The sequence below is a fragment of the Alteraurantiacibacter aestuarii genome, assembly GCF_039523595.1.
In the GTDB taxonomy this organism is placed as follows: domain Bacteria; phylum Pseudomonadota; class Alphaproteobacteria; order Sphingomonadales; family Sphingomonadaceae; genus Alteraurantiacibacter; species Alteraurantiacibacter aestuarii.
On sequence record NZ_BAAAFP010000002.1, the window covers coordinates 425,847 to 448,240 of the forward strand.

Genomic DNA, 22,394 nt, shown 5'->3' on the forward strand with positions numbered 1-22,394 from the left:
AGGAGGCGAGACAAAGGCACGCCTGCGCCCGCCCGCCCGCGCGCCCGCCCGCCCTGGTCCCGCCCGGATGATGTAACCTGCGGCGACAGCACGGCGAATGCATGCCATACAGCAGGCGAGGGGGACGTGACATGACATTGGGCAACAGGCATGCGGCACGGATTATCGCAGCGGCGCTGATCGTGACGGTGATCACGCAGGTGGTCTATATGATGGTTGGCGCGGGCGGGCAGTCGCATCTGGCCTATCCGATCTGGCGGACCGAGGCGCTGATGGCGCTGGTGGTGGCGGTGCTGGGATTTGCCCTTGTCTCGCGCAACGCGCTGGTGGGCGGATGCCTTGCTGTGGGCGGCATCTTCAACCTGATCCAGACAGGCATGGGACTGACCATGTTCTACCAGCTGGGCTATGGCGGGGACACACCGCCCAACCCGGTGTTCGTCCCGGTGCTGGGCATGTCCTTCTACCTCTATTTCGCGGCCAAGGCGGCGTTTGGACTGGCCGCGCTGGCGCTGGGCATCCAGCTGTGGCGTTCGGCGGTCAGGTCGGCAAAGATCATCGGATTGCTGGCCGCAGTCACCGGTCTTGCCGCGCTGGGCCTGAACGCCGCCGCCATGATGTTTGGCATGGGGCTGGTGTTTTTCGCAGGCGCAGCGGGAACGGCGGCCACGCTGTTGCTTGCCGCGGCGCTGGTGATGGCGATGACGGAGGGCGAAACCTCCGCCTGATTTATTGCGGTTGCAGGCTCTTGGGCCGCTGCGGATAGACATCGAAAGTGCGCCCGCGCACGGTGATCGTCTCTCCCTTGAACCCGCGCACATCCATGTCGCGCGCGCGGTGGCCGGTCAGCGTTGCCGTGTCTCCCGGCGCAGCATGTTCCGGTCCGAAGCCCGATGCCTGCGCCACGATGGGCGGGGACAGGTCAACCTCCCAGATCGCTCCATCCGACCAGACGCCGCCGCTGGTGCGCAATTGCAGGTGCATGTGCGGATTGCCGAAACTGATGGAGACGATCTCTCCCTCCAGCCGGCTCTCCTCTTCCTGCGTCCAGCCCCAGCCATGATGCGCGGCCAGGCTTGCCGGTAATGCCAGCCCTGCCGCAGCGGCCAGACCTGCCCAGTAGAGTCTCTTCATTTCAAGTCTCCTCGCTCGCTCCCTCTGCACAACAATAGCACAAAAGGGGCGAGCGGAGAATATCGGCCCGTTCCGGGTGCCTGTCAGGGCGCGGTCAGGGTGCCGACGTGTTGGCAGTTATCAGCGCCACGGCGCGGGCAATGGCATCGCTTTGCGCCAGTGTGCCTGCTTCGATATCACTGCCCATCTGCAGCAGCTCGCCGCTGATCACCGTGCCGGTCTCGGCCTCCTCCTCAATCGCGATTCCGCCGTTGCGATCAAAAGCGGCGGCCCATGCCGCGCGCACGGCCTGCCAGTATGCCTGCGTGGCCGCCCAGTAGGCATCCGCCGCGCCGACATCGTAATCGGCAAAGCGCGTGTAGGTGTTGAGAACATATTCCTGCACCACCGGCTGCTGCTCGCCGTCCACCAGATCCATCTTGGTGTTGTCCTGCCAGTGAATCCAGCCATCGGGGGTCAGCTGGTGGCGGTTGATGGAGGCGTACAGGTCATACACCGGGTGGCGCACGGCATCGCGGCGGGCGAGCGGGCGCTGCGTCCAGTTGGACCGCCAGCGGCGCACGCCATTGGTGGTTTCCCACTGGCCCCAGCCGGCATAGCGCGGGCTGTCATCCACCTGGAACACCGTTTGCGACCAGCGCCCGGCGCGCATTCTTTCGGGCACGTCGGACCAGATCCAGCGGTTCGGCCCGTCATAGGTGAGGATGCGCGCAGGCTCATATTCCCAGTCCTGCCGCCAGTGCTTGATCACCATTGGCTCTCCGCCTGCGTCCACCACCAGCAGGTGCTGCAACACGATCCGGCTGCCGGTATCCTCGATCACGCGGACGGATTCGTACCCGCCGGATATCTTGCGGTCGAGCGGTTCATAGCTCGCGCGCCACGGGGTCGATTCCTGCATGTCGAAACGCACGCGGTAATCGCCCGCCATCGCCAGAATGGTTTCCCGGTCGGCGGCGAAGCTGGCCTGTTCCTGCGCCTCCTCGCGCGCCGCCACCGGGCCATCGGCCAGCGCCGGAGCGGCAGGCAGGCACAACGCCAGCAGGGACATGGCGGCGATTGTCTTGAGATATTTCATGATGTGGTTCCCTCGTGATTGTCAGAAGCGATAGGAGAGCGAGACCGAGCCGTTGCGACCGGGGCGCGTATAGGCATCGGTAATGGTGGAGCTGGCCTCCAGCCCGTGCACATCGGACCAGTAGGCATAGGTCTCGTCAGTCAGGTTGAAGATGCCGGCGCGCAGTTTCAGCCGCTCGGTCAGTTCGAAATAGGCGGTGGCATCGAGGATGGTGAAGCTGGCCGGGCGCAGGCATTCCGTGGCGCACAGCCCCGCCACGTCCGCCGCCTTCTTGCGCGCGTGGTGGGTGGCGATCAGCTCCAGCCCCAGCCTGTCATCCGCGCCGCGCCAGCCGATTCCGGCCACCAGGTTGAGCGGATCGACAGAGCCGAGCGGGCTTTTCGCGCCGCCCGGGCTGGTGGTCTCCCCATCGGCCCAGGCAATGGCGAAGCGGCCATAAAGCCCGTTGTCCAGCAGGTAGCTGGCCTTGGCCTCCACCCCTTCGACCCGCACCGCATCCAGATTGACGAACTGGTAGATCGCCGGATCGGACGGGGTGAAGCTGCCGCCCACCACCTGCTGATCGATGAAGTCCTCATAGTCCGCGCGGAACGCTGCCAGGCTGAGGCGGGCATTGTCATCAGTATAGCGAATGCCCGCTTCCCAGCTTTCGCTGCGTTCGGGGCCAAGGTCCGGGTTGGGGGCGGAGGTGTAGCCAAAGGCGAGGTTCTCGAAGAAATTGTTCACCTGGCTCGGCGTCGGCGCGCGGAAGCCCTGCGCGTAATTGGCGAACAACAGCACCCCCGGTGCCAGCTTGCCGGTTACGCCCAGCTTGGGGGACAGGCGGCTGCCGCTCTGCGCCGATCCGGTGAAGGCGGGCAGCAGCGGATCATCGGTGGGGTCGAGTTCGTAAAAGTCCAGCCGCACCGCCGGAAAGATCGTCAGCGCGCCGTCCAGCAGGCTGATCTCATCGGCCAGATAGACACCGCCCAGCATGAAGTCGGTCGCCGGAAAGGCGCTGGTGGGGAAGACCTCACCGGCTGGCGGCTCGGTCCCGTCGCGCACGCCCTGCTGGCGGGTCCAGCTGATATCACCGCCAAAGGCCAGCACCTGATTCACATTACCGCTGGCGAAGGCGCTGCGCGCTTCGGCGACAAGGCCGTACACCTCGTTCTCGAAAGTGTTGCGCCGTTCGCGGTCGGGGCGCGGCGTGGCGCTGACCGGGCTGCGGTCCTCATCGGTGAACTGCACGTCCCTGCCATCCTGCCAATAGGCGGCGAGGTGGGTGTAATCGACAAGCCCGTCACCCTCCCACGTCCAGTCGAGCGAGAGACGGCTGCGGCGCGTATCGTCCTGCGCGGTGAGGCTGTCGACGATCCAGCTGGGCGAAGGGCCGAACAGGAAGGCGGGGCCTTCGCCCGAAAGCACGCGGCTGAACACGTCGCTTTCCAGAAGCTCGCCGGTCAGGCGGATGCGGTGGCTGCCATTGTCCCACACCAGCTTGCCCAGCACCGCATCGGATGATCCGTCCTGAGGGTTGGGCAAGGTGCGCCCCTCGCCAAGGCCGCCCACGGTGCCCTGATTGTCCAGCTCCTCAAAATCGCGGCGCGAGTAGGCCAGCATGGCGGACAGATTGCCATTGCGGCCGGCCACCGCCAGCGTCTCGGCAAATTCATTGTCGGCGCTGGAATATTGCGCGGTGACGAAGCCGCCCACCGGCGCATCCCCGTCCAGCAGGTCCACCGGATCGCTGGTGGTGAAGCTGACCGCGCCGGCCAGCCCGTCACTGCCGTAAAGCGCCGAGGCGGGACCGCGCAGGATCTCCACCGACTTGACCAGCGACACGTCGGCATAGCCGCCGCGGCCTGCATCCTGCGCCCCGAAGGAGAATCCCTGCGGCGTGCGTATGCCATCCACCTGGATCAGCACGCGGTTGCCGCCGATGCCGCGAATGGTGAAATCCTCATTGCGGGCGCGCCCGGTGGTGCCCAGCGCGGCGCCAAAGCGGGCAGGCGCGCGGCGCACGCTGACGCCCGGCTCATAGCGGACAAGGTCCTTGATATCGGTGACGAAGTTGTCGGCGATTTCCTCCGCGTCGATCACGCTGACCGTGGCGGGCGCTTCCTCCTGCGCCACCGGGATGCGCGTGGCCGTCACGGTGATGGCGGTGGCGGTCATGGCGGTGGCCAGCGCCTCCGCCTGATCCTCTGCCACATCGGCCCCGTGCGCATATTGCGCCTGCAACGCCATCGCCATGGCCAGCGATGCGCACAGCGGCCGGGCGATGCGCTTCGATCCTGCCTGCGGGCGATACCAGCGGGTGCAGACTTGCGGTGTGCGCGTGAAATTGAATGTCATCATGATCCCCTAGATGCAAATGCGAATGAGTCGCATTACTAATAGGAGTCGTGATCAGGTCAACCGGCTTTTGCGAATAATTCTCAATTAGTCCGCAAGCTTCAGGAAATGTCCCGATTTTTCCGCATCATGCCCGATGGGTAGGGCGCGATCAGCGCCTGCGCCGCATCCCAGCCGCCGTGCAGCCACAGGTCATGTGCGGCGCGGTCTGGGGGCAGGATTACCGGCATGGACTGCTTGCCCTCTGCCTGCAGCAACGCATTGGGCTGGCACGTCAGCAGCGCGAAAGTGGGGATCTCGCTGTCCTTCCACACACCGGCAAAGGCGAACAGTTCCTGGTCGCTGCAAGTCACTGTCAGGCGGATGCGCTTGCCGCTGGCATCCCTGCCCTTGCCCCATTCCATGAAGCTGGTGGCAGGGACCAGGCAGCGAAATTCGCTGTTGCGCAGATTGCCGATCCAGAACGGGCTTTGGGTGTTGCGCACGCTCAGGATGCCGCGCGACGGATCGTCCGAATTGGGGGGAGGCGGCACGCCCCAGATGCGCGGGATCATCCGGTGCTGGCCGCGGCCCTTGCCTGGTCCGGCAATGAATTCCCGCCCCGCCGTAATCACCGGCGCGAATTGCCCGGGCGAAACATAGCCGCCCGGCCACGGATCATTGCCCGCCCAGCAATCGAAATGCCGGGCAATCGCCGCCGCATCGGCACGCAGGTGATAGAGCATGGTCATGCGCCGGACTGGTTGGACCGCCCCGCCGCCCGCCGCAAGCAAAGAGCATTTACGTTCGCCTGTGGTAGCGCTACCAAGTGCAGACAGAACAAGACAGATGGGAGGGACCGATGACTGCCGCATTCCTGCGAACCGCCACGGTGGGACTGGCACTGGCACTGGCCGGATGCGGGGGCACCACCTCTTCTGCCAGCGGCCTGCTCGCAAATCTGCCCACGCCGTCCCCCAGCGCCGCGCCCATACCCACGCCCACGCCAACGCCCACGCCAACTCCTTCTGGCACCACCACGCCCCTTGCCTCCGCGCTGACGCAGGCGGACGCGCAGCTGGGTGCCTGCGTCAACATGGCCAACATGCTCGAACCGCCAAACGAAGGCGACTGGGGCCGCGCCATCTTCGATACCGATTTTGCCGATATCGCCGCGGCCGGCTTTGAAACCGTGCGCCTGCCCGTGCGCTGGTCCAACCATGCCAGTTACAGCGCGCCCTACACGATCGATCCGTCGTTCATGGCGCGCGTTGCCACCGTCGTGGGTCAGGCCCGCGCGGCGGGTCTGCGGGTGATCCTCAACATGCATCATTATGAAGATCCGCAGGGCAACATCTTTACCGATCCGGCGCAGCAGACCGCGCGGCTGGCAGGAATGTGGAAGCAGATTGCGGAGCGCTTTGCGGGCGAGAGCGACATGGTCTGGTTCGAACTGCTGAATGAACCGCATGAGCAGCTGCGCCACACCAACCTGCTGTCCGTTCTGGAGCCTGCGCTGGCCGAAGTGCGCGCCACCAATCCCACCCGCCCGGTGGTGATCGGCGGCGAGTTCTGGAGCGGGATCAACTCGCTCGCCACCCTGCCGCTGCCCAATGACGCCTATCTGGTGGCGACGTTCCATTATTATGACCCGTTCAACTTCACCCACCAGGGCGCCAGCTGGATCGACAATCCTCCGCCGATGGGCACCACCTTCGGCAGCGCGTCGGACCTTGCCGAACTGAACGACAATGTCGCCAAGGCCCGCAGTTTCATCTCCGCCACGGGCCGTCCGCTGTTCCTGGGTGAGTTCGGCGCGATAGACCAGATCCCGCTCGACCAGCGCGCCCATTACTACAAGATGGTGCACGACGCCTTCGCCGGCGCGCAGGTGGACGGCTGCGTATGGGGCTACACCAACAGCTTCGCCTTCCGCGATCCGGCCACGCTGGAATGGAAGACCCCGCTTCTGCAGGCGCTGGGGTTATAGAGGGCAGGGTGCCGGGGGCGTGTTCGCCCCGGCATCGGCGGAGTTAACAGAGTTGGGCCGCGGAGCAGGCTAGCAGGACCCTCTCGGAATTCGCCGAGATGCGAGGATGATGACCTAGGCCAGCTTCCTCATATGTCCCCGGACTGCCTTAGCCAGTTCGGCCATCACCGACTTGCGGTTGCTGACCGCCGAAGGACCAGAAATCAGGGTCTTTTCGACCGCCGGATTGGTGATGAACTCAAGTTCGACATAGGCTGCAACGCATTTGGCGGTCCGCGTGCTATTGCCGAGCGCGGCATCGCTCAAAACCCCGAGTGAACCGGGACCTGTGTCAGTATCGGGCTTGAGGCCGCGATTCTTGGTGCCCGGATTAACCGCTTTCAATCCTTTGAACAGGGCATCCTGAACAATCCGGCCAAAGGCCTTATCGTCTGCAAGATTGGCATTTCCGTTGACCGCTGCCCGATAGTAGGTCTCAACGCCGCTCACGCTTGGCTTTTTATCACCATTGAAATGCATGCAGATAAATGCCTGCGCCTGATGTTTTGCTGCAACGGCAGCACGATCCTTGATTCCGATGTTCACGTCGGTTTCGCGGGTCAGCACGACTTTGATCTCTTCATTGGCCACACCAGCCTGCCTGATCAATTCATCGCGCAGCAAGAGGCAAAATTCGAGCGCCAGCTTCTTTTCTTTGACGCCGCTGATGCTGGTTGCATTGTTCGGACTGCTGCCGCCAATTTTTACAGTGCCGCCATGGCCAGGATCAAGCACCAGTGTCCCCAGCTTGGTGGTGCCACTATTTGCAACCGTACCGTCACTGGTCACCGCCTCGAACAGAATCGACTGAGCCTCGGGGACAAGCGCGAGGACCTTGTCAGCATAACCAGCAGAGGGCGTATAGATCGGGCCAATGTAATGGATATACTGTTCTGGCGTATCAACGTGGCTTTCCCAGCCTGAATAGGGAGCGCGATCAATGAACGCCCAATAGCCGCGAATAAAGTTCTCAAGAGTCGCGAATTTGCAATATGCATCGGTGCCATCATGCGCCGCATAGTTCACACGGGTCGCGAACAATCCCATCTCTGGCCGCCATTTGAGTCCGGCAAAATTGTAATGATCTGTGGCCAGCGGTGATGTTGCTCGCCCACTCTCAAGCATCCATTGGGCGAAACTGACTGCGCGCAAATTGGGATAGCGAATAGTCTCTCCAGCATAGATCGTTGCAAGTCTTTTCAAGAGTTGATTGATTGCCATCATGAAGTTTCCAAAAACTGAAGAATCGGAATTATGACATATTATTCGCTGGGGTAAAGTAGATAACGTATACTTGAAGTTTGTAATGGTTTGCAGGATACTTGGTGGTACGTTACCGCATAGTCGCAAAATTTCTTCAAGGTTTAGAAGTTCTTATCTACCCGCGATTCTGAAATGCTAGCGTGAAACTCGGACAGGCATGGCCGAATGCGCACTTCCGCAGTAAGTCAAAGTCGTCTAAACCCCTCCCATCCCCGGGGAGTCATGTGACTGAGAGGGGCGTGTAACGCCGCCCGACCCGTTGAACCTGAACCCGTTAGCACGGGCGGAGGGAAGGGTGGCCCCGGCCAGCAACCGGGACAAAGGCCGCCCATCCTCCTGCCTGTCTGGAGAGGAACGCGCGCATGGCCGAGACTGCCGATATTTCCGCCTGGATTGCCCTGTTTACCGGGATTTACGCGCTGGGCGCTGCCATTGGAGAGCTGCGATCTCCGGGCAGCTGGGCCGCCATGCTCGAAGATTTCGAGAAGCGCGAAGGTTTGCGCTTCGTGACCGGCATCGTGGTGCTGGCACTGGGCGCGGCGATCTACCTCGTCAATCCGTTGCGGCCTGATGACTGGCTGTCCGTGGTGGTTACTGTGCTGGGTGGCGGCATGGTGATTGAAGGGTTCATCCTGCTCGGCTGGGGCCGTTCCTACCTCCATTTCGCCAGCAAGCTGCTGGGCCTGGTCAACCGCATCTGGGCGATGATGGCCGCCGGGATTGGCATCGTGCTGATCTGCGTGGCCATGCTGCGCTTCTAGCTTCCGGCTTCACACGCAATATCCTCGTACAAGCCAATATCCTCGTACAAGCCAATATCCTCGTACAAGAAAGACTTTTCCCATGGCTGATATCCCCTCCCACCTCGAAATCGGCGTTACCACCGGACCTATCCGGGGCAGCCGCAAGGTCCATGTCGGCCCGCTGAAAGTGGCCATGCGCGAGATTGAGCTGGAGCCTTCCTCGGGTGAGCCGCCGCTGCGCGTGTATGACACCTCCGGCCCCTATACCGATACCGCCGCGCGCATAGATATCGCCGCCGGCCTGCCGCAGCTGCGCCGCCAGTGGCAGCTGGATCGCGGCGATATCGAGGAATACACCGCCCGCGACATCAAGCCGGAGGATAACGGCCAGCTTGGGCCTGATCGCAGCGGCGGCGTGCCTGCCTTCCCCAATGTCTCCAAGACCGTATACCGCGCCAGGCCGGGCAAGAACCTCTCGCAGATGCATTACGCCCGCCAGGGCATCATCACGCCGGAGATGGAATATGTCGCCATCCGTGAGAACATCGGCCGTGAAATGGTGCGAAACCACGTGCGGGACGGGCAAGACTGGGGCGCTGAAATCCCTGACTACGTAACGCCGGAATTCGTGCGCGATGAAGTGGCGCGCGGGCGGGCGATCATCCCCAGCAACGTCAACCACCCGGAAGCCGAGCCGATGGCCATCGGCCGCAACTTCCTGGTCAAGATCAACGCCAACATCGGCAACTCCGCCGTCGCGTCCGACGTGGCGAACGAGGTGGACAAGATGGTCTGGTCCATCCGCTGGGGCGCGGACACGGTGATGGACCTTTCCACCGGCCGCAACATTCATGACACGCGCGAATGGATCATCCGCAACAGCCCCGTGCCCATCGGCACCGTGCCCATCTATCAGGCGCTGGAAAAGGTCGGCGGCGTGGCGGAAGACCTGACGTGGGAAGTGTTCCGCGATACGCTGATCGAGCAGGCCGAGCAGGGCGTGGACTACTTCACCATCCATGCCGGCGTGCGCCTTGCCTATGTGCCGCTGGCCGCCAGGCGCGTGACCGGCATCGTCAGCCGCGGCGGATCGATCATGGCGAAATGGTGCCTCTCCCACCACAAGGAGAGCTTCCTGTACGAGCATTTCGACGAGATCACCGAGATCTGCAAAGCCTATGACATCGCCTATTCACTGGGTGACGGCCTGCGCCCCGGCTCCATCGCCGATGCCAATGACGAAGCGCAATTTGCCGAGCTGTACACGCTGGGAGAGCTGACCAAGCGCGCCTGGGCGCAAGACGTGCAGGTGATGATCGAAGGCCCCGGCCACGTGCCGATGCACAAGATCAAGGAGAACATGGACAAGCAGCTGGAGGCATGCGGTGAAGCGCCGTTCTACACGCTCGGGCCGCTCGTCACCGATATTGCGCCGGGGTACGATCACATCACCAGCGGCATCGGCGCCGCGCAGATCGGCTGGTATGGCACGGCGATGCTTTGCTACGTCACGCCCAAGGAACACCTGGGCCTGCCCGACAGGGATGACGTTAAAGTGGGCGTGGTGACCTACAAGCTGGCCGCCCACGCGGCAGACCTCGCCAAGGGCCACCCGGCCGCCAAGGTGCGCGACGACGCCCTGTCCCGCGCCCGCTTCGAATTCCGCTGGCGCGACCAGTTCAACCTCAGCCTCGACCCCGATACGGCCGAGCAATATCACGACCAGACCCTGCCCGCAGAAGGCGCCAAGACCGCCCACTTCTGCTCCATGTGCGGCCCCAAGTTCTGCTCGATGCAGATCTCACAGGAAGTGCGCGACTTCGCCGCCAAGCAGAACCAGCCCAGCGATGCGTTTATCGCCGCAGCGGGCGACGTGGTGGCCGAGGCGAAAGCGGGGATGGAGCGGATGAGTGCGAAGTTTAATGAGGGCGGGGAATTGTATGTGAAGGCGGAGGATTAGTGGCTGAAGTACAGCTGATCCATTTTCGATAGTTATTGCGATATTTAGCAAATATGTGGTCTAAATATTGGAACTGATGGCGTGAAAGATAAGCGCTAGATTTGAGTGGATAGTTGGGAGATTTTAGGTGGCGCGACGCGTGGCATTTATCAGTGAGAAAGGCGGTGTGGGGAAGACTACCTGCTGCTATCACATTGCAGCAGCTCTGGCTCGCTACCACGGGAAAAGAGTCTTGGTGGTTGATGCTGATTATCAAAGGGGGGGTATCACTGGCCGGTTTTTCCCTGCTCTGATTGAGCAGTTCGATGATGGCTCTATGTCCGGTGAAACTCTTTTTCACAAATATCAGCAGCTCTACAGTGCGTCTAAATTAACGCCGAACGTTGATCTATACGAGTGGAAACACGGGAACCTCTCAGTAGATTTGCTTCCATCTGATCCGCGCTTGTCTGCGGTGTCCGTGGACAAGCTTCCAAGCTCGAACAACATTCGTGCGAATAACAAGGCGCTTCTAGCGCACCTTCGAGTCTTGGATGATGTGCTAAAGGCTCTCGATAATGAATATGACTATATCTTGATAGATAGTCACCCAGAAGTATCTGACATTCTGAGGTCAGTCATTTTTGCAGCTGATTATTGCGTGTCGCCCGTCAAGTTAGACCGTCAATCATCGGTCGGTGTGGCTACGATACAAGGCGAAATCAACAATGTGAATGACGATGTTGAGATGATAAAAGGAGCGGTGGGAAGCTTTGACTACTCGCCTACTGAATTTTCCGGTGCGATTGGCATGATGTGTCGGGAGTGGGGCGAGGCTTTGAAAGGGTCTGAGCAGACCGAATTTAATCGCCTTCGCCAAACTGGCAGCATGTACACAAATTACGTCACCGAAGGTGATGGTCTTCGACAAGCCGCAGCTCAGAGAGTGCCAGTTTATGACATAGGCATCTCGAATGCAGTCAAGCAGTCCGGCCAGTTTAAGAATTTGACCGTGGAGTTTTTGGTTGAGTGCCCATGACGGATATCAAAGTTGAAAAACTCGTTGAATGGCTCGGTCCAGAGGGAGCCGTTGCGGGATTGGATAAAAGCGATCTTACCAACGCAGATCTGATGATGGTCGCACGCCGTGACGGAATTGATTTTGAGCCGAAGGCCTCAAGAAAGCAATTGACGATTGAACTCGTTATGTCGCGCATTCAGCGTATCCATAAAAATACCGATCAACTGCTTGAATTATCTCGAGATGAGCTAAAAAGGTATTTTACTGAGCGTTTGGTTTCTAACGCCGAGATTCTTTCTTTGCTCAAGCAGTTAGAGATTGCGCCAAGTAGGAAAATAAGGGGGAGAATGCTTGATTTCGCAGCAGGTGAAATAAGTGATTTAGGGATGTATGCGAGAGTCGCTAAAGGGCGTGGCTCGCGCGAGGAAAAACAAGGGCATACTAGCAATTTGGTGCCTAAGAAGAAGTCGCAGTAATCCCGCCTGCTCCCTAGCCACCTCACCCCTCCCGCACCGCCTCAAAATAAACCCCCACACACGCCTGCACATGGCGGAACCTGTCGCCGCCCAGATGCTTGCCACCATACCATCGCGTCACCACCACCAGATGATCGCGCAACCCCTCGCGCTCCAGCATCCGCAGGATGATCATGCCCGCGCCGCTTTCGCCGTCGTCATTCTTGATCGGGCCTTCGTCGCAAATCAGGCCCCAGCTGTTGTGCGTGGCCTTGGCGAATTTCTTGGATTTGCACAGCATGGCAATCAGCGCCTTGGCCTCTTCACCCGAGCGGCACGGCGCGCCGGATACGGCGTATTTCGATCCGCGGTCGGAAATGATTCCATCGAGCGTCAGCATGGGGGCGGCGTAGGTGGCGGTGCGCATTTTTGCAAAGTCCGGGGTGCGCCAGCCCTTCCATCCCGCCCAGAAATCCCCATCTCGGGTGAACAACAGAAACAACCGAGAGGACTTCCACCTATGCAGTTCCAGTTCAATTCCGATAGCTCGGTCATGGGCACTGAAAACGTGGCGGAGCGGATCGAGGCGCAGTTGCGTGAGCGGCTGGCGCGGTTTGAGGACAGGCTTTCGCGGCTTGAGGTTCATGTGCGCGACGAGAACGGCCCCAAGGGCGGCGGCGATGACAAGGCCTGCATGATCGAGGCGCGGATCAAGGGCGAGAAGCCGATTGGCGTAACCGGCCATGCGGGCGATGTGGACAGCGCCGCACGGATCGCAGCCAACACGCTGGTCCAGCGGCTGGAACGTCATTTCGGCAAGGGTGATCGGCACAAGCACGATCCCTCGCCCGATAAGGTGATCTGATCGATAGCGCGCATTGATAGGGGCATCGATAAGGGGCGGGGGAGGCGCTGCTGACCCCGGCCCTTTGGCCCCTGTCCTTTTGTCCATATCGAAACGCGCCGGGGCGCTCTTACCTTTCCTGTGCTGGGTTCATCCATTCGGGGCCCAATTGGAAAGGACCACAATGACCAAACATATCCTCACGACCCTGCTCGCAGGCGCCGCCTTCAGTCTGTCCGCATGCAGCGAAGCCGCTGAAGCGCCTGTTGCAGACGATGCCGCGATGGCGGATCAGACCGCCAATTCGCAGGCCACCGGAACCATTGTTGATGTTGCAGTCGGCAATGAAGATTTCTCCACCCTTGTCGCTGCCGTTCAGGCCGCCGGCCTGGTGGATACGCTGTCGGGCGCCGGACCGTTCACCGTGTTCGCACCGACCAATGCAGCTTTCGCAGCGCTGCCCGAAGGCGTGGTGGAAGAGCTGACCACCAATGACACCGAAACCCTCGCCAGCATCCTGACCTATCACGTGGTGGCAGGCGAAGTGCTGGCGGCAGACGTGCTCGCCGCGATCGAAGGTGCCGGCGATGCAGGCTTTGCCATCACCACCGTCAATGGCGCCACGCTCACCGCCACGCTGGTGGATGGCAATGTCGTGCTGACCGATGCCGCAGGCAACACCGCCACCGTCGTTGCGACCGATGTCGATGCTTCCAACGGCGTGATCCACGTGATCGACACGGTGCTGATGCCCGCTTGATTAGCGGGTGGATCATGGGGCTGACTTTCAGGCCCTGAATTTGCCAGGCTACATGAGCTACACTGCAGGGGCGGGTCTTTGACGAGGCCCGCCCTTTTGCGATCTGCACCCGCGTGGCAGGCTGTGTGTCTGCTCGCGCTTGCGGAGTGTCAGTCTCTTGGCCGATCAATCAAACAGGTATCGCATCTGGATGGTGATCGTGCTGCCCGCGGCCAACGGAACCTGCGATCGGGCATAACGCGGCATTCCGCCCGGATTGCCTGAAACGCCCACGCCCTCTGTCGGCATGCCGATGAAGTTCTGGCCAAGGCGGCCGTTGCGGTTTTCGTCATGGAATACCGTCACGGCATAGTTGCCCGCAGCGGGCAGGGGCACCTGGATGCGGGTGGTGGCTCCGGTGATCGGATAGGTGCGGCGCCACGTGCCGTCGCCTTCTTCGCATTCGGGGAAATCGGCCTTTTCGCGGAACAGGCAGACGATCAGCTGGCCATTGGTGGAGCTGAGCTGCGTCACCGTCAGACTGAAGCTGGCACCCGGTTGCTGCGCCACGGCGGGGGACGATGTGATCGCGGCCAATGAGATCAGCGAGCCAAGCGCGGCGAGCGAGGCAAAACCGGCGTGGGTGATCGGTGAGCGTGTCATCATGGCCCCGCCTATTTGCGCGAAAGACGGGTGATCAGCGAGACGAAGAAGGCGGTGGACCAGCCCATCAGGATGATACCGTTCATCCCTTCGATGGCGGCAACCAGCTGCCAGTCATGCGCCAGCCCGGCATCGTCATAACCGATGGTGGAATAGGTGATGGTGGAGAAATACACCGCCGTGTGCAGATCGGGCAGCGCGTCCAGCACCAGGTACACCGCCGCATACAGCCAGATCTCCGCCCCGTGCAGCAGGAACAGGCCGACCACCAGCGCCAGGGTGAAGGCAATTCCGCGCGCACTGACGGGGGAAATCGATTCGAGCTGCTCCTCCTCCCGCTCTATCCGCAACACGCGCGCCAGGCCGAGCAGGCCCAGCCCGTGCATGATCACGGTGAGCAGGACCATGAAGGTGGCAACGGCAAGGGCGGGAAACATGGCGTCACCTTGTCTGCTTGCCGGGCGCCGGTCAATCGCGAAGCGGGCAGGGCGGGCTGCCCGGTTCAACCAACGCCCGGTTCAACTAGCGCCCAGCCTCTAGCGACCAGCCTCTACCGCTCGGCTCCCGGGCGCGCTATGGCGCCGCCAACCCCGCAATCAGGAAGTGTATATGGCCGATCTCTATCTCAAGGCGCTCGAATCCGAACGCAAGGCGCTGTGGGCGACCTGCCGGCTCAAAGGCCTGGCGAAAGACACCAGGGAACGCCTGCGCATCGCCGAGCTGGACCGCCTGCTGGCCGAGCACAAGGCCAAGGCCGGAACCAAGGCTGATACCAAGGCTGATGCCAAAGGCGGCACGAAAGAAGGCGCGAAGAAGGTCTAGCCGTTCTTCATGTTCTCCAGCCCCTTGATGCCACCGGGCTTGGTGCTGGGCTGAGAGGCGTTCTTCTTGGGGCCCTTGTCCGCCTTGGGCTTGCGCACTTCGCGGTTCGATTTCTTCTGGCTCTTGGCCATGACTGTTCCAATAGAGGCGGAATGCCTCGCCCCGCCATACGCCTGATGCGGGCAGGACCCGGCATCAAATCGTAAGTTCAGGTCGTAGGTTCAGTTCTGGCGGGCGATCCTGTGCAGCTGCTTGTCCAGCTCCTGCAGGAAGCGCGAGCGGTCGGCCTTGCTGAACGGGGGCGGGCCACCGCCAATGCCGTCTGCGCCCACGCGCAGGTCCGCCATGATCGCGCGCGTGGCAATCGCCCCGCCGATGGAGCCTGTGGTGAAAGGCTTGCCATTGTTGCCAATGACGGTCGCACCCGCCTTCAGGCAGCGATCGGCCAGCAATATGTCGGCCGTGATGACGATGCAGCGGGCGTCGGCCTGCTCGGCAATCCAGTCATCGGCGGCGTCGAACCCGTCGGACACCACCACCCGTTGGACCCATTTGCTTTCGGGAATGCGGAAAGGCGAATTGCTGACCACCTTCACCGGCACCTTGTGGCGCAGGGCGACGCGGTAGATTTCCTCCTTCACCGGGCAGGCATCGGCATCGACCAGGATCTGCAGCTGGCTGGCTGTCATCGCGGGATCATTTCCTGGCATCATCAGAGTGTTCCTGTGTCACTTTCCCAGTCTATTTCCAGGCATATTTCTACGTATATTTCCGAATGGAAAGCAGATTGCAGCCCTGCGCACCTTCTGGCTTCAATCGTGTGAGGAACCACAACCATGAACAAGTCCGTAGCGTCCTTTATCGCCCTTGGCGCCATTGCGATGAGCGCTGGCTGCGCCCCGGTGGACGGGGAAACGCGCGCTTCTGGCGATGGCTCGGCGCGCCAGTGCTTCTTCACCAGCCAGATCAATTCCTATTCCGACGCGGAAGACGGACCGGATGGCGAAGAGCGTTTCTACATCGAAACCGGCCCCAACGATAACTGGCTGTTCGAAGCGATCGGACCCTGCAACGATCTGGACTTCACCATGCAGATTGCGCTCGACACGCGCGGCATGGGCAGCGTGTGTACCGGCAATACGGAAACCTTGCTGATCCCCCGCACGCCCACCGGCACCGGGCGCTGTTCGGTGCGCGTGCTGCAAAAGATGACCGATGATGAACGCGATGCCTTCGAAGCCGCAGCAAAGGCAGCAGTGGAGGCGCGCCGCGCCCAGTAGATCGGGCAGTAAATCGGGCAGTAAATCGGGCAGTAACTTCGGCGCCTAGCGCTTGCGGACGAATTCGGCGCGCAGGACCAGACCCTTTATGCCCGGATAGCGGCAGTCGATTTCCTGCGCGTCGCCGGTCAGGCGGATGCTCTTGATCAGCGTGCCCTGTTTCAGCACCTGGCCCGCGCCCTTGACATCAAGGTCCTTGATCAGCGTCACCTGATCGCCATCGGCCAGCAGATTGCCCACCGCATCGCGGACCTCCACCTGGCCTGCCGCCGCCTGCTTTGCGGCCAGCTGGGAAGCGGGCATCCATTCGCCGCTGTCCTCATCAAAGACATAGTCCTCGTCATCGCCGGCCATCTGTTCTGCTCCTGAAGTTCAGCAGTGCGCATGGCAGTGCGATGGCGCTTTGACCAGTAAATCTACGGCAAATCTACGGCAAATCTCCGGCAAATGTGGGGCGTTTACCCCGCGTTTCCGCCGGACCTGACCTGCGTTTCCAAGGATAATTAGGTAAAGCGGGCCATGCGTGCTAGAAGCCCCGTGCTGACGTCGAAATTTGCGACGGACTTCGAGATTTGACGACCGCCGCTTGCCCACCGGTTCCAACCGCACGGCCCCGGCGTAAACCAGACGACGACTTCCTTTCATCGGACGATTTGACGCCTCCTGGTCGCAAAAGCGGCCCGGTTGAACCTTGAATGGCCGGGATCACACAATCGTGTCCTTGCCGATACTAGTTTCCGTGAAAGGAATACCCCATGTCAAAGACTGGCACCGTAAAATTCTTCAACACCGACAAGGGCTATGGTTTCATCCAGCCTGACGACGGTTCGGCTGACAGCTTCGTACATATCTCTGCCGTACAGGCAGCAGGCATGACCACGCTCGATAAAGAGCAGCGCCTGAACTACGAAATCGAATCCGGCCGTAACGGCAAGGAATCGGCTGTTAATCTGTCGGCTGCCGACTGATTGAATTCGGGCTTTCCCGGGTGGCGCCATGCGCTGCCCGGGGCACCCATTCCGGCGCGCCCGGTACAGTGCTTACGTACTACAGGCCGCGTCCACCCCGTTATCCGCCCCAGATTGCAGCCCTAAGGACGAACATGGCCCAGACATTTCAATTCTACGATGATCGTGCGAATGAAGCTTCTGCCGAAGCTGCCTCTGCCACGCTCGACAATGTCCGGGAACGGGCTCTGCGGTCTGAAAAGGCATGGCGGGGCATGGCCGATCAGGCGCTGAAGATCGAAGAAGATCGCGCCCAGGCCGAACGTGACCGTGCCGAACGGCGCGAAGCGGAAAAGCAGGCCGAAGCCGAAAAGCGCGAACAGGCCGAACAGATGATCCTGGCGCAGGACGGCTGAGCGCACCAGCGCCGCCTCTCCCGACTACCAGATCCGGCAAACAAGTTTCGGCAGATCAGGCCGGAACCCTATTCCATAAGTTCAAGCGGCTGGGGCAATGTCTCCAGCAAGTCTTCTGAAAACCGTGCATCGATGTGGAAGAACGCCATGCGGGTGACCGCGTCGCTGCGATTTTCCCACGCATGATCGGTGCCGCGCTGGACCACCACATCCCCCGCACGCATCACCACTTCGCTGTCGCTGAGGTGCAGCACCACTTCGCCTTCGATCACCAGCGCATAATCCAGCGTGCGGGTGCGGTGCATCACCGTTTTGTGGCCGCCCGCACTGGCGGGATAAAGTTCGATGAAGCGCATCAGATGGCCCGATGGCGGCATGATGGTGAAGGGGCGCTCGTTCGGTTCGGCTGCTGGCTGCGCGGTCAGTTGCGGCACCGGATCGCCCTCGTGCCAGATTTCGATGAAGTCGGCGCCCACGTCGGGGCCGCTCATCGGGTGGTTTTGCGGCGGGCGGCCATCGCTCAGCACGATCGACTTGCCGCTCGCATCATGGCCCGTGACCACGCGCCGTCCCCAATTTGCCATATGCCCTGTTCCTCTGCCTGAAAGAGCCGGGACGATAGCGGGAGGCGCGAAGCTGGCAAGAGGATGGCAAGCGCCGTGCGCTTGTGGGCCGCTTCGTCCCTCTCTACGCTTGTGCCGGGACACAAAACGCGAACAGGGGGATCAATCATGCAAGGGGCAATCACCGTGCTGCTTTGGGGAGCAGCCATTTCCGCCGGACTGATGGCGGGAATTTATTTCGCCTTCTCCACCTTCCTCATGCAGTCGCTGGCCGCGCTGGCAGGCGATAGCGGCATGGCCGCGATGCAGAGCATCAACCGGATCATCCTGCGCTCCCCCTTCCTGCCGCTGTTCTTTGCCAGCAGTGCTGTGTGCGCCGTGCTGGCGGTGGCGGGCCTTGTCGATCTGAAGGCTGCGGGCGGATGGCAGATGACAGCCGGGGCCGGTATCTACCTGCTGGGAATGCTGCTGGTGACGATCGTCGGCAATGTCCCGCTCAACAATGCCCTGGATGCGGCGACACCCGGCACGGCCCAGGGGGCGGCAATGTGGACGCAATATCTTGATCGCTGGACGGTGTGGAACCATGTGCGCACTTTGGCCTGCACGCTTTCCATGGCCATGCTGGTATGGGCCATTGCATTGAGGTGGAACCTGACATGAGAATTATTGCAGCCTGCCTGCTGGCAGCGATGCTGGCGGCCTGTTCGGCAGACCATGACGCGGCCATTCCCGGCAATGCGCAGGACGATCAGCCCTTCGCCGGTATCGGTGAGGATGAGGTGATCCGCCTGACGGGCACGGAGCCGTTCTGGGGCGGAGAGATTTCAGGCGGCCTGTTTACCTACACCACGCCCGAGAACATCGAGGGCCAGCGCCTGCCGGTGACCCGTTTTGCCGGGCGCGGCGGGTTGTCTTTCAGCGCAGAGGCTGACGGGGTGGCGGTGGACATGGCAATCACGCCCGCCGCTTGTTCGGACGGGATGAGCGATCGGACCTATCCCTTCACCGTCACGCTGCAATGGGGCGAAGATCAGCGCATCGGCTGCGGCTGGAGCGATGTGCACCCCTTTTCCGGCGGCGCGGAGCAGGAGCTTGAGGCCGCCGAATAGCGGCCCGGTAGATCAGTCTCCCACCCGATCGATCTTCCCGCCTAATCGGTCAGCGTATTGGCGATCACGGCAATCGCCTGCGCCATCTGGTCCAGCGGCATTGTTCCGGCAGCGGTGGCGGCAAGGTCGGACCCGTGCACGGCGGGCAGGTGCACGAACAGCACCTGCGTGGACAAAGCGCGGTCGGCAATCTGCCGCAGCGCATAGTGATAGGAAAAATTGCACAGATATTCGCCCGCATCGGCGGAGATGCTGGCCGAGACATTGGACCGCGACAGCACTTTTTGCAGCCGGCCCAGATCTATGGCTGTCATCAATGGAGCTTGCTCGGCATTGGCCGGGGGCGGGACATATCCGGCATTGTCGGGCTTGTCCGCGGCGCACCGGGCGCTGGCGCGGCTTTCCAGCGTCACCGCCCGTGCGACATTGCTGTATCCGGTCAGGATCAGTGCGCGCGGCGGCTGTGCCAGCAGCGCATCGATCTGCGGCACCACGCGGCGATAATCGACATCCAGCAGGCTGAGCAAAGTGCTGTGCGGCAGGCCAGACCTGACCGCGCCGAAATATTCGATCACCCGCTGGGTGGGATTGTCAGCCACGCCGGGGAAGGCGCGAAAGCCGGTGATGACGATCCTTCGTCCGGTGCCTTCTGACCGTTCCATCAGGGGTTCCCCTTCCAGGCCGGCCGGTCCGGTCAGAAGATGCCCGGAACGTTGCGCTGCGCGGTATTGGGCTGTTCGCGCTGCAGGAAGCCGCGATCGACCACCGCCTGCGTGGTGGCGGGGCCGCCCGATATCGGTGTGCACGAGCGCCCGGCCAGGAAATCCAGCGCGACCGACAGCATGCCTTCATTCGGATCGCCCAGCTGTGCGGTGAGGTCGTCCTGCGCCCGGCAGCTGTTGGGAATGGTGGAGGCAAGGCCGGTGTAATAATCGCCATTGCGGTTGGCATTTTCCACCCGCAGCGCGATCACCCGCAACCGGTCATCGCAGGCCGCCTGATCGAGGGCAATCTGCCCCACCGGCTTGCCAAAGGTGTTCTCGCCGATCAGCGCGATGCTGGTGTTGCCAAGATAGGGCTGCATGCCGTTGATGACCATTTCGCTGGCCGATGCGGTGCCGCGCGTGGTGATGAAGGCGATCTTGGTCGGCTGGATGGATTCGGGCTGCGCATTTATGCGATAGGTCGAATCATTGGCGGATTTGGAGGCGCGGAAGGTGATGTAATCGAACACCTGATTATCGTTGTCGCGCCCCATCATGTCGCCCATGAACTCGGCAATGGAGATCAGCCCGCCGCCGTTATAGCGCAGGTCAATCACCAGTTCGGTCACCCCGGCAGCGCGGAAGGACTGATAGGCGCTGCGCAGGTCCGGCCCGGCGGTATCGATGAAGGTGCGCAGGTTGATATAGCCCACCTTCTTGCCACCATCGTTGATGATCTTGAAGCCATAGCGATCGGATACCGGGTCCAGCGCATATTCGGCCTTTGACAGCGATATGGTGCGATCGATCCCGCTGGCATCGCGGATGCGGATCACCCGCGTGGTGCCCGCCGTATCCGGCCCCAGCGCGTTGATCACGGCAGATGGTCCACCATTGGCCATCAGCGAGTTGACCGTCTGCAAATTCGCCTCGCTCGTGCCGATGGCCAGCAGTTCGCTGCCGCGATCCATGTTCTGGCCCAGTGCGGGCGCATTCTCGAACGCTTCGATCACATAGACCCGGCGGGCAGCGGTGTCATAGCCCAGCCGGATGCCGAAACCGGCGCTGGCCCCCTGCTGGAAGAAGGCGTTCTCCTCCGCGATGGAGGTCAGATAGGTGAAGTAACGATCGCGCGATGCATCACGCGCCGGCTTTACCAGCGCATCGATATAGCTCTGTACGCTGGAATAGTTCGCCGGGTTGACGGTGGTGTCGAGCAGGTCGGGGAACAGGTACCATTCGTTGAGCTGCGCCAGCGTCCAGCTTTGCCGCGATGACAGCGAGCAGGTGCCCGATGTGGGCGTGGGCGTGGGCGTTGATGAAGGCGTGGGCGTGGGAACATTGCCCGTGGGCGCGCCGCCGCTGGACGTACCCCCGCATGATGCCACCATGGCTGCGCAGGCGAGGGTCAACGCGATCTTGGAAGTTTTCATGGATTCGGTTGTCCGTCTTGCCGCGCACTCGGGGAAGTTGCAGCTGCGACGATATCGACGCCCCGCCGCACTGGCAAGTATGAAGCGGACGGCCGCAGGGGTGAAGTTCGCGCGCCAGACGCTTGAAATATCACGAACAATCGCAATTCTTCTACAGGAGAAGGGGCCGATGCCCTTGCCAAGGCGCTTGTGTGGCGGCACATCGCGCACTCACTGTCCGTATCAGGGCGTAAATTACCGCATCCGCAAACGGATGCATGCTGGAGGAATAATGTCGGACAACCTGCCCGACTGGCTGAGCAAGGCGCTGCACTCGCCACGTGCAGGCCATGCAAAACTTATGGTGGCGCGGCTGGCCAATGAAGCCATGCTGGGCCGCGGCGGCTTCACCTTGTCGTCGGCTGCCTTCCGCAATGGAGAGGCGCTGGATCCCAGCTTTACCGCTGACGAGGAAGATTCGGTCGCTCCGCCGCTGGAATGGACTGCGCCGCCGCCGGGAAGCCATGAACTGGTGCTGGTGGTGGAAGATCCCGATGCGCCCAGCCCTAATTCAAAGGGCGAACAACCTTTTTGCCATTGGCTGGTCTGGGGCATGCCCGGCCAGAAAGGCATGTTGCTTGAAGGGGAAGTCCCGCCGCGCGTGGGCAAGAACTCCTTCGGCAATTCCGAATGGCTGCTGCCCGATCCACCGACGGGCAGCCAGCCGCATGATTACGTATTCCAGCTCTTCGCACTTGACCTGCCCCTGGTACTGATGCCGGGTGCAAGCCGGGATGAACTGGAAGCGGCCATGAAAGGCCACGTAACCGCTGTCACGCTGCTGACCGGGACTTACACCCGTGAAGAGGGCGGTGATTATGACTGGGACGCCGAGGACGAGGGCGAGGATTGAT

The 22,394-nt window shown here is 61.6% G+C and carries 29 protein-coding genes and 1 riboswitch; of the genes, 15 read left to right on the top strand and 14 right to left on the bottom strand.

The window, feature by feature from the left end; translation table 11 throughout:
- The first annotated feature begins 131 nt into the window (after positions 1 to 131).
- Positions 132 to 728 carry a hypothetical protein gene (locus tag ABDZ98_RS05725; protein ID WP_160589449.1) on the top strand — a complete coding sequence of 199 codons (597 nt, stop codon included), beginning with the start codon at positions 132 to 134 and terminating at the stop codon, positions 726 to 728.
- 1 nt (position 729) lies between these two features.
- On the opposite strand, the gene ABDZ98_RS05730 is transcribed toward ABDZ98_RS05725, so the two are convergent.
- The 4 genes from ABDZ98_RS05730 to ABDZ98_RS05745 form a co-directional block, all read right to left on the bottom strand.
- Entirely contained in the window at positions 730 to 1,134 is a 405-nt protein-coding gene (locus ABDZ98_RS05730) for a DUF6152 family protein (protein ID WP_160589450.1), read from the bottom strand.
- A gap of 94 nt (positions 1,135 to 1,228) precedes the next feature.
- Positions 1,229 to 2,212 (bottom strand): DUF6607 family protein, encoded by a 984-nt coding sequence (locus ABDZ98_RS05735; protein ID WP_160589451.1) that lies wholly within the window; start codon positions 2,210 to 2,212, stop codon positions 1,229 to 1,231.
- A gap of 21 nt (positions 2,213 to 2,233) precedes the next feature.
- Positions 2,234 to 4,552, bottom strand: a complete 2,319-nt coding sequence (locus ABDZ98_RS05740; protein WP_237437314.1) for a TonB-dependent hemoglobin/transferrin/lactoferrin family receptor — start codon at positions 4,550 to 4,552, stop codon at positions 2,234 to 2,236.
- A gap of 98 nt (positions 4,553 to 4,650) precedes the next feature.
- Complete coding sequence (locus ABDZ98_RS05745; protein WP_237437315.1) at positions 4,651 to 5,280, bottom strand: SOS response-associated peptidase family protein; 630 nt, start codon at positions 5,278 to 5,280, stop codon at positions 4,651 to 4,653.
- 110 nt (positions 5,281 to 5,390) lie between these two features.
- Here ABDZ98_RS05745 and ABDZ98_RS05750 point away from each other — a divergent pair, with 110 nt between their 5' ends.
- Complete coding sequence (locus tag ABDZ98_RS05750; protein ID WP_237437316.1) at positions 5,391 to 6,518, top strand: glycoside hydrolase family 5 protein; 1,128 nt, start codon at positions 5,391 to 5,393, stop codon at positions 6,516 to 6,518.
- A gap of 114 nt (positions 6,519 to 6,632) precedes the next feature.
- Here the strand turns inward: ABDZ98_RS05750 and ABDZ98_RS05755 are convergent, their stop codons facing one another.
- The gene (locus ABDZ98_RS05755) at positions 6,633 to 7,781 is read right to left on the bottom strand and encodes an N-acetylmuramoyl-L-alanine amidase (RefSeq protein ID WP_160589452.1); all 1,149 of its coding nucleotides are present in this window, start codon (positions 7,779 to 7,781) and stop codon (positions 6,633 to 6,635) included.
- 242 nt (positions 7,782 to 8,023) lie between these two features.
- A riboswitch (TPP riboswitch) is annotated at positions 8,024 to 8,129 on the top strand.
- 53 nt (positions 8,130 to 8,182) lie between these two features.
- On the opposite strand from ABDZ98_RS05755, the gene ABDZ98_RS05760 reads away from it, so the two are divergent.
- From ABDZ98_RS05760 to ABDZ98_RS05775, 4 genes are all read left to right on the top strand, one after another.
- Positions 8,183 to 8,581 (top strand): hypothetical protein, encoded by a 399-nt coding sequence (locus tag ABDZ98_RS05760; RefSeq protein ID WP_160589453.1) that lies wholly within the window; start codon positions 8,183 to 8,185, stop codon positions 8,579 to 8,581.
- A gap of 82 nt (positions 8,582 to 8,663) precedes the next feature.
- Positions 8,664 to 10,523, top strand: a complete 1,860-nt coding sequence (gene thiC, locus ABDZ98_RS05765; RefSeq protein ID WP_160589454.1) for a phosphomethylpyrimidine synthase ThiC — start codon at positions 8,664 to 8,666, stop codon at positions 10,521 to 10,523.
- Positions 10,524 to 10,650: 127 nt separating this feature from the next.
- Positions 10,651 to 11,541 (top strand): AAA family ATPase, encoded by an 891-nt coding sequence (locus ABDZ98_RS05770; protein ID WP_160589455.1) that lies wholly within the window; start codon positions 10,651 to 10,653, stop codon positions 11,539 to 11,541.
- On the top strand, positions 11,538 to 11,999 hold the full coding sequence (locus tag ABDZ98_RS05775; RefSeq protein WP_160589456.1) for a hypothetical protein: 462 nt from the start codon (positions 11,538 to 11,540) through the stop codon (positions 11,997 to 11,999). The genes ABDZ98_RS05770 and ABDZ98_RS05775 overlap by 4 nt, the downstream gene beginning before the upstream one ends.
- A gap of 22 nt (positions 12,000 to 12,021) precedes the next feature.
- On the opposite strand, the gene ABDZ98_RS05780 is transcribed toward ABDZ98_RS05775, so the two are convergent.
- On the bottom strand, positions 12,022 to 12,405 hold the full coding sequence (locus tag ABDZ98_RS05780; RefSeq protein WP_237437317.1) for a YigZ family protein: 384 nt from the start codon (positions 12,403 to 12,405) through the stop codon (positions 12,022 to 12,024).
- 93 nt (positions 12,406 to 12,498) lie between these two features.
- On the opposite strand from ABDZ98_RS05780, the gene ABDZ98_RS05785 reads away from it, so the two are divergent.
- Positions 12,499 to 12,843, top strand: coding sequence for an HPF/RaiA family ribosome-associated protein (locus ABDZ98_RS05785; protein WP_160589457.1), 345 nt, complete (start codon positions 12,499 to 12,501; stop codon positions 12,841 to 12,843).
- Positions 12,844 to 13,006: 163 nt separating this feature from the next.
- Positions 13,007 to 13,582, top strand: a complete 576-nt coding sequence (locus ABDZ98_RS05790; protein WP_160589458.1) for a fasciclin domain-containing protein — start codon at positions 13,007 to 13,009, stop codon at positions 13,580 to 13,582.
- A 165-nt stretch (positions 13,583 to 13,747) separates the two neighbouring features.
- Here ABDZ98_RS05790 and ABDZ98_RS05795 read toward each other — a convergent pair whose 3' ends face one another.
- The gene (locus tag ABDZ98_RS05795) at positions 13,748 to 14,227 is read right to left on the bottom strand and encodes a DUF2141 domain-containing protein (protein WP_160589459.1); all 480 of its coding nucleotides are present in this window, start codon (positions 14,225 to 14,227) and stop codon (positions 13,748 to 13,750) included.
- A gap of 8 nt (positions 14,228 to 14,235) precedes the next feature.
- Positions 14,236 to 14,661, bottom strand: coding sequence for an ion channel (locus ABDZ98_RS05800; RefSeq protein ID WP_160589460.1), 426 nt, complete (start codon positions 14,659 to 14,661; stop codon positions 14,236 to 14,238).
- Between the two features lie 172 nt (positions 14,662 to 14,833).
- On the opposite strand from ABDZ98_RS05800, the gene ABDZ98_RS05805 reads away from it, so the two are divergent.
- The gene (locus ABDZ98_RS05805) at positions 14,834 to 15,046 is read left to right on the top strand and encodes a hypothetical protein (protein WP_160589461.1); all 213 of its coding nucleotides are present in this window, start codon (positions 14,834 to 14,836) and stop codon (positions 15,044 to 15,046) included.
- Here the strand turns inward: ABDZ98_RS05805 and ABDZ98_RS05810 are convergent.
- Both ABDZ98_RS05810 and ABDZ98_RS05815 read right to left on the bottom strand, forming a co-directional pair.
- Positions 15,043 to 15,177 carry a hypothetical protein gene (locus ABDZ98_RS05810; protein WP_272916768.1) on the bottom strand — a complete coding sequence of 45 codons (135 nt, stop codon included), beginning with the start codon at positions 15,175 to 15,177 and terminating at the stop codon, positions 15,043 to 15,045. The genes ABDZ98_RS05805 and ABDZ98_RS05810 overlap by 4 nt on opposite strands.
- A gap of 90 nt (positions 15,178 to 15,267) precedes the next feature.
- A complete protein-coding gene (locus ABDZ98_RS05815) occupies positions 15,268 to 15,759 on the bottom strand; it encodes a YaiI/YqxD family protein (RefSeq protein WP_237437318.1) in 492 nt (163 codons plus the stop codon).
- A gap of 123 nt (positions 15,760 to 15,882) precedes the next feature.
- On the opposite strand from ABDZ98_RS05815, the gene ABDZ98_RS05820 reads away from it, so the two are divergent.
- Positions 15,883 to 16,326 (top strand): DUF6491 family protein, encoded by a 444-nt coding sequence (locus ABDZ98_RS05820; protein WP_160589462.1) that lies wholly within the window; start codon positions 15,883 to 15,885, stop codon positions 16,324 to 16,326.
- A 45-nt stretch (positions 16,327 to 16,371) separates the two neighbouring features.
- On the opposite strand, the gene ABDZ98_RS05825 is transcribed toward ABDZ98_RS05820, so the two are convergent.
- Complete coding sequence (locus ABDZ98_RS05825; protein ID WP_160589463.1) at positions 16,372 to 16,680, bottom strand: alkylphosphonate utilization protein; 309 nt, start codon at positions 16,678 to 16,680, stop codon at positions 16,372 to 16,374.
- 401 nt (positions 16,681 to 17,081) lie between these two features.
- On the opposite strand from ABDZ98_RS05825, the gene ABDZ98_RS05830 reads away from it, so the two are divergent.
- Both ABDZ98_RS05830 and ABDZ98_RS05835 read left to right on the top strand, forming a co-directional pair.
- Positions 17,082 to 17,294: a cold-shock protein gene (locus ABDZ98_RS05830; protein WP_160589464.1), complete on the top strand. Its 213-nt coding sequence runs from the start codon at positions 17,082 to 17,084 to the stop codon at positions 17,292 to 17,294.
- 134 nt (positions 17,295 to 17,428) lie between these two features.
- Positions 17,429 to 17,689, top strand: coding sequence for a hypothetical protein (locus ABDZ98_RS05835; RefSeq protein WP_160589465.1), 261 nt, complete (start codon positions 17,429 to 17,431; stop codon positions 17,687 to 17,689).
- A 68-nt stretch (positions 17,690 to 17,757) separates the two neighbouring features.
- On the opposite strand, the gene ABDZ98_RS05840 is transcribed toward ABDZ98_RS05835, so the two are convergent.
- Positions 17,758 to 18,273 carry a cupin domain-containing protein gene (locus ABDZ98_RS05840; protein WP_160589466.1) on the bottom strand — a complete coding sequence of 172 codons (516 nt, stop codon included), beginning with the start codon at positions 18,271 to 18,273 and terminating at the stop codon, positions 17,758 to 17,760.
- A 147-nt stretch (positions 18,274 to 18,420) separates the two neighbouring features.
- On the opposite strand from ABDZ98_RS05840, the gene ABDZ98_RS05845 reads away from it, so the two are divergent.
- Both ABDZ98_RS05845 and ABDZ98_RS05850 read left to right on the top strand, forming a co-directional pair.
- On the top strand, positions 18,421 to 18,915 hold the full coding sequence (locus tag ABDZ98_RS05845; protein ID WP_160589467.1) for an anthrone oxygenase family protein: 495 nt from the start codon (positions 18,421 to 18,423) through the stop codon (positions 18,913 to 18,915).
- Complete coding sequence (locus ABDZ98_RS05850; protein ID WP_160589468.1) at positions 18,912 to 19,364, top strand: COG3650 family protein; 453 nt, start codon at positions 18,912 to 18,914, stop codon at positions 19,362 to 19,364. The genes ABDZ98_RS05845 and ABDZ98_RS05850 overlap by 4 nt, the downstream gene beginning before the upstream one ends.
- A gap of 41 nt (positions 19,365 to 19,405) precedes the next feature.
- On the opposite strand, the gene ABDZ98_RS05855 is transcribed toward ABDZ98_RS05850, so the two are convergent.
- Together ABDZ98_RS05855 and ABDZ98_RS05860 are read right to left on the bottom strand one after the other, a co-directional pair.
- Positions 19,406 to 20,026 carry a pyroglutamyl-peptidase I family protein gene (locus ABDZ98_RS05855; protein ID WP_160589469.1) on the bottom strand — a complete coding sequence of 207 codons (621 nt, stop codon included), beginning with the start codon at positions 20,024 to 20,026 and terminating at the stop codon, positions 19,406 to 19,408.
- Between the two features lie 32 nt (positions 20,027 to 20,058).
- Positions 20,059 to 21,501 (bottom strand): S41 family peptidase, encoded by a 1,443-nt coding sequence (locus ABDZ98_RS05860; RefSeq protein WP_160589470.1) that lies wholly within the window; start codon positions 21,499 to 21,501, stop codon positions 20,059 to 20,061.
- A 271-nt stretch (positions 21,502 to 21,772) separates the two neighbouring features.
- On the opposite strand from ABDZ98_RS05860, the gene ABDZ98_RS05865 reads away from it, so the two are divergent.
- Positions 21,773 to 22,393, top strand: a complete 621-nt coding sequence (locus ABDZ98_RS05865) for a YbhB/YbcL family Raf kinase inhibitor-like protein (protein WP_160589471.1) — start codon at positions 21,773 to 21,775, stop codon at positions 22,391 to 22,393.
- Position 22,394: the final 1 nt, after the last annotated feature.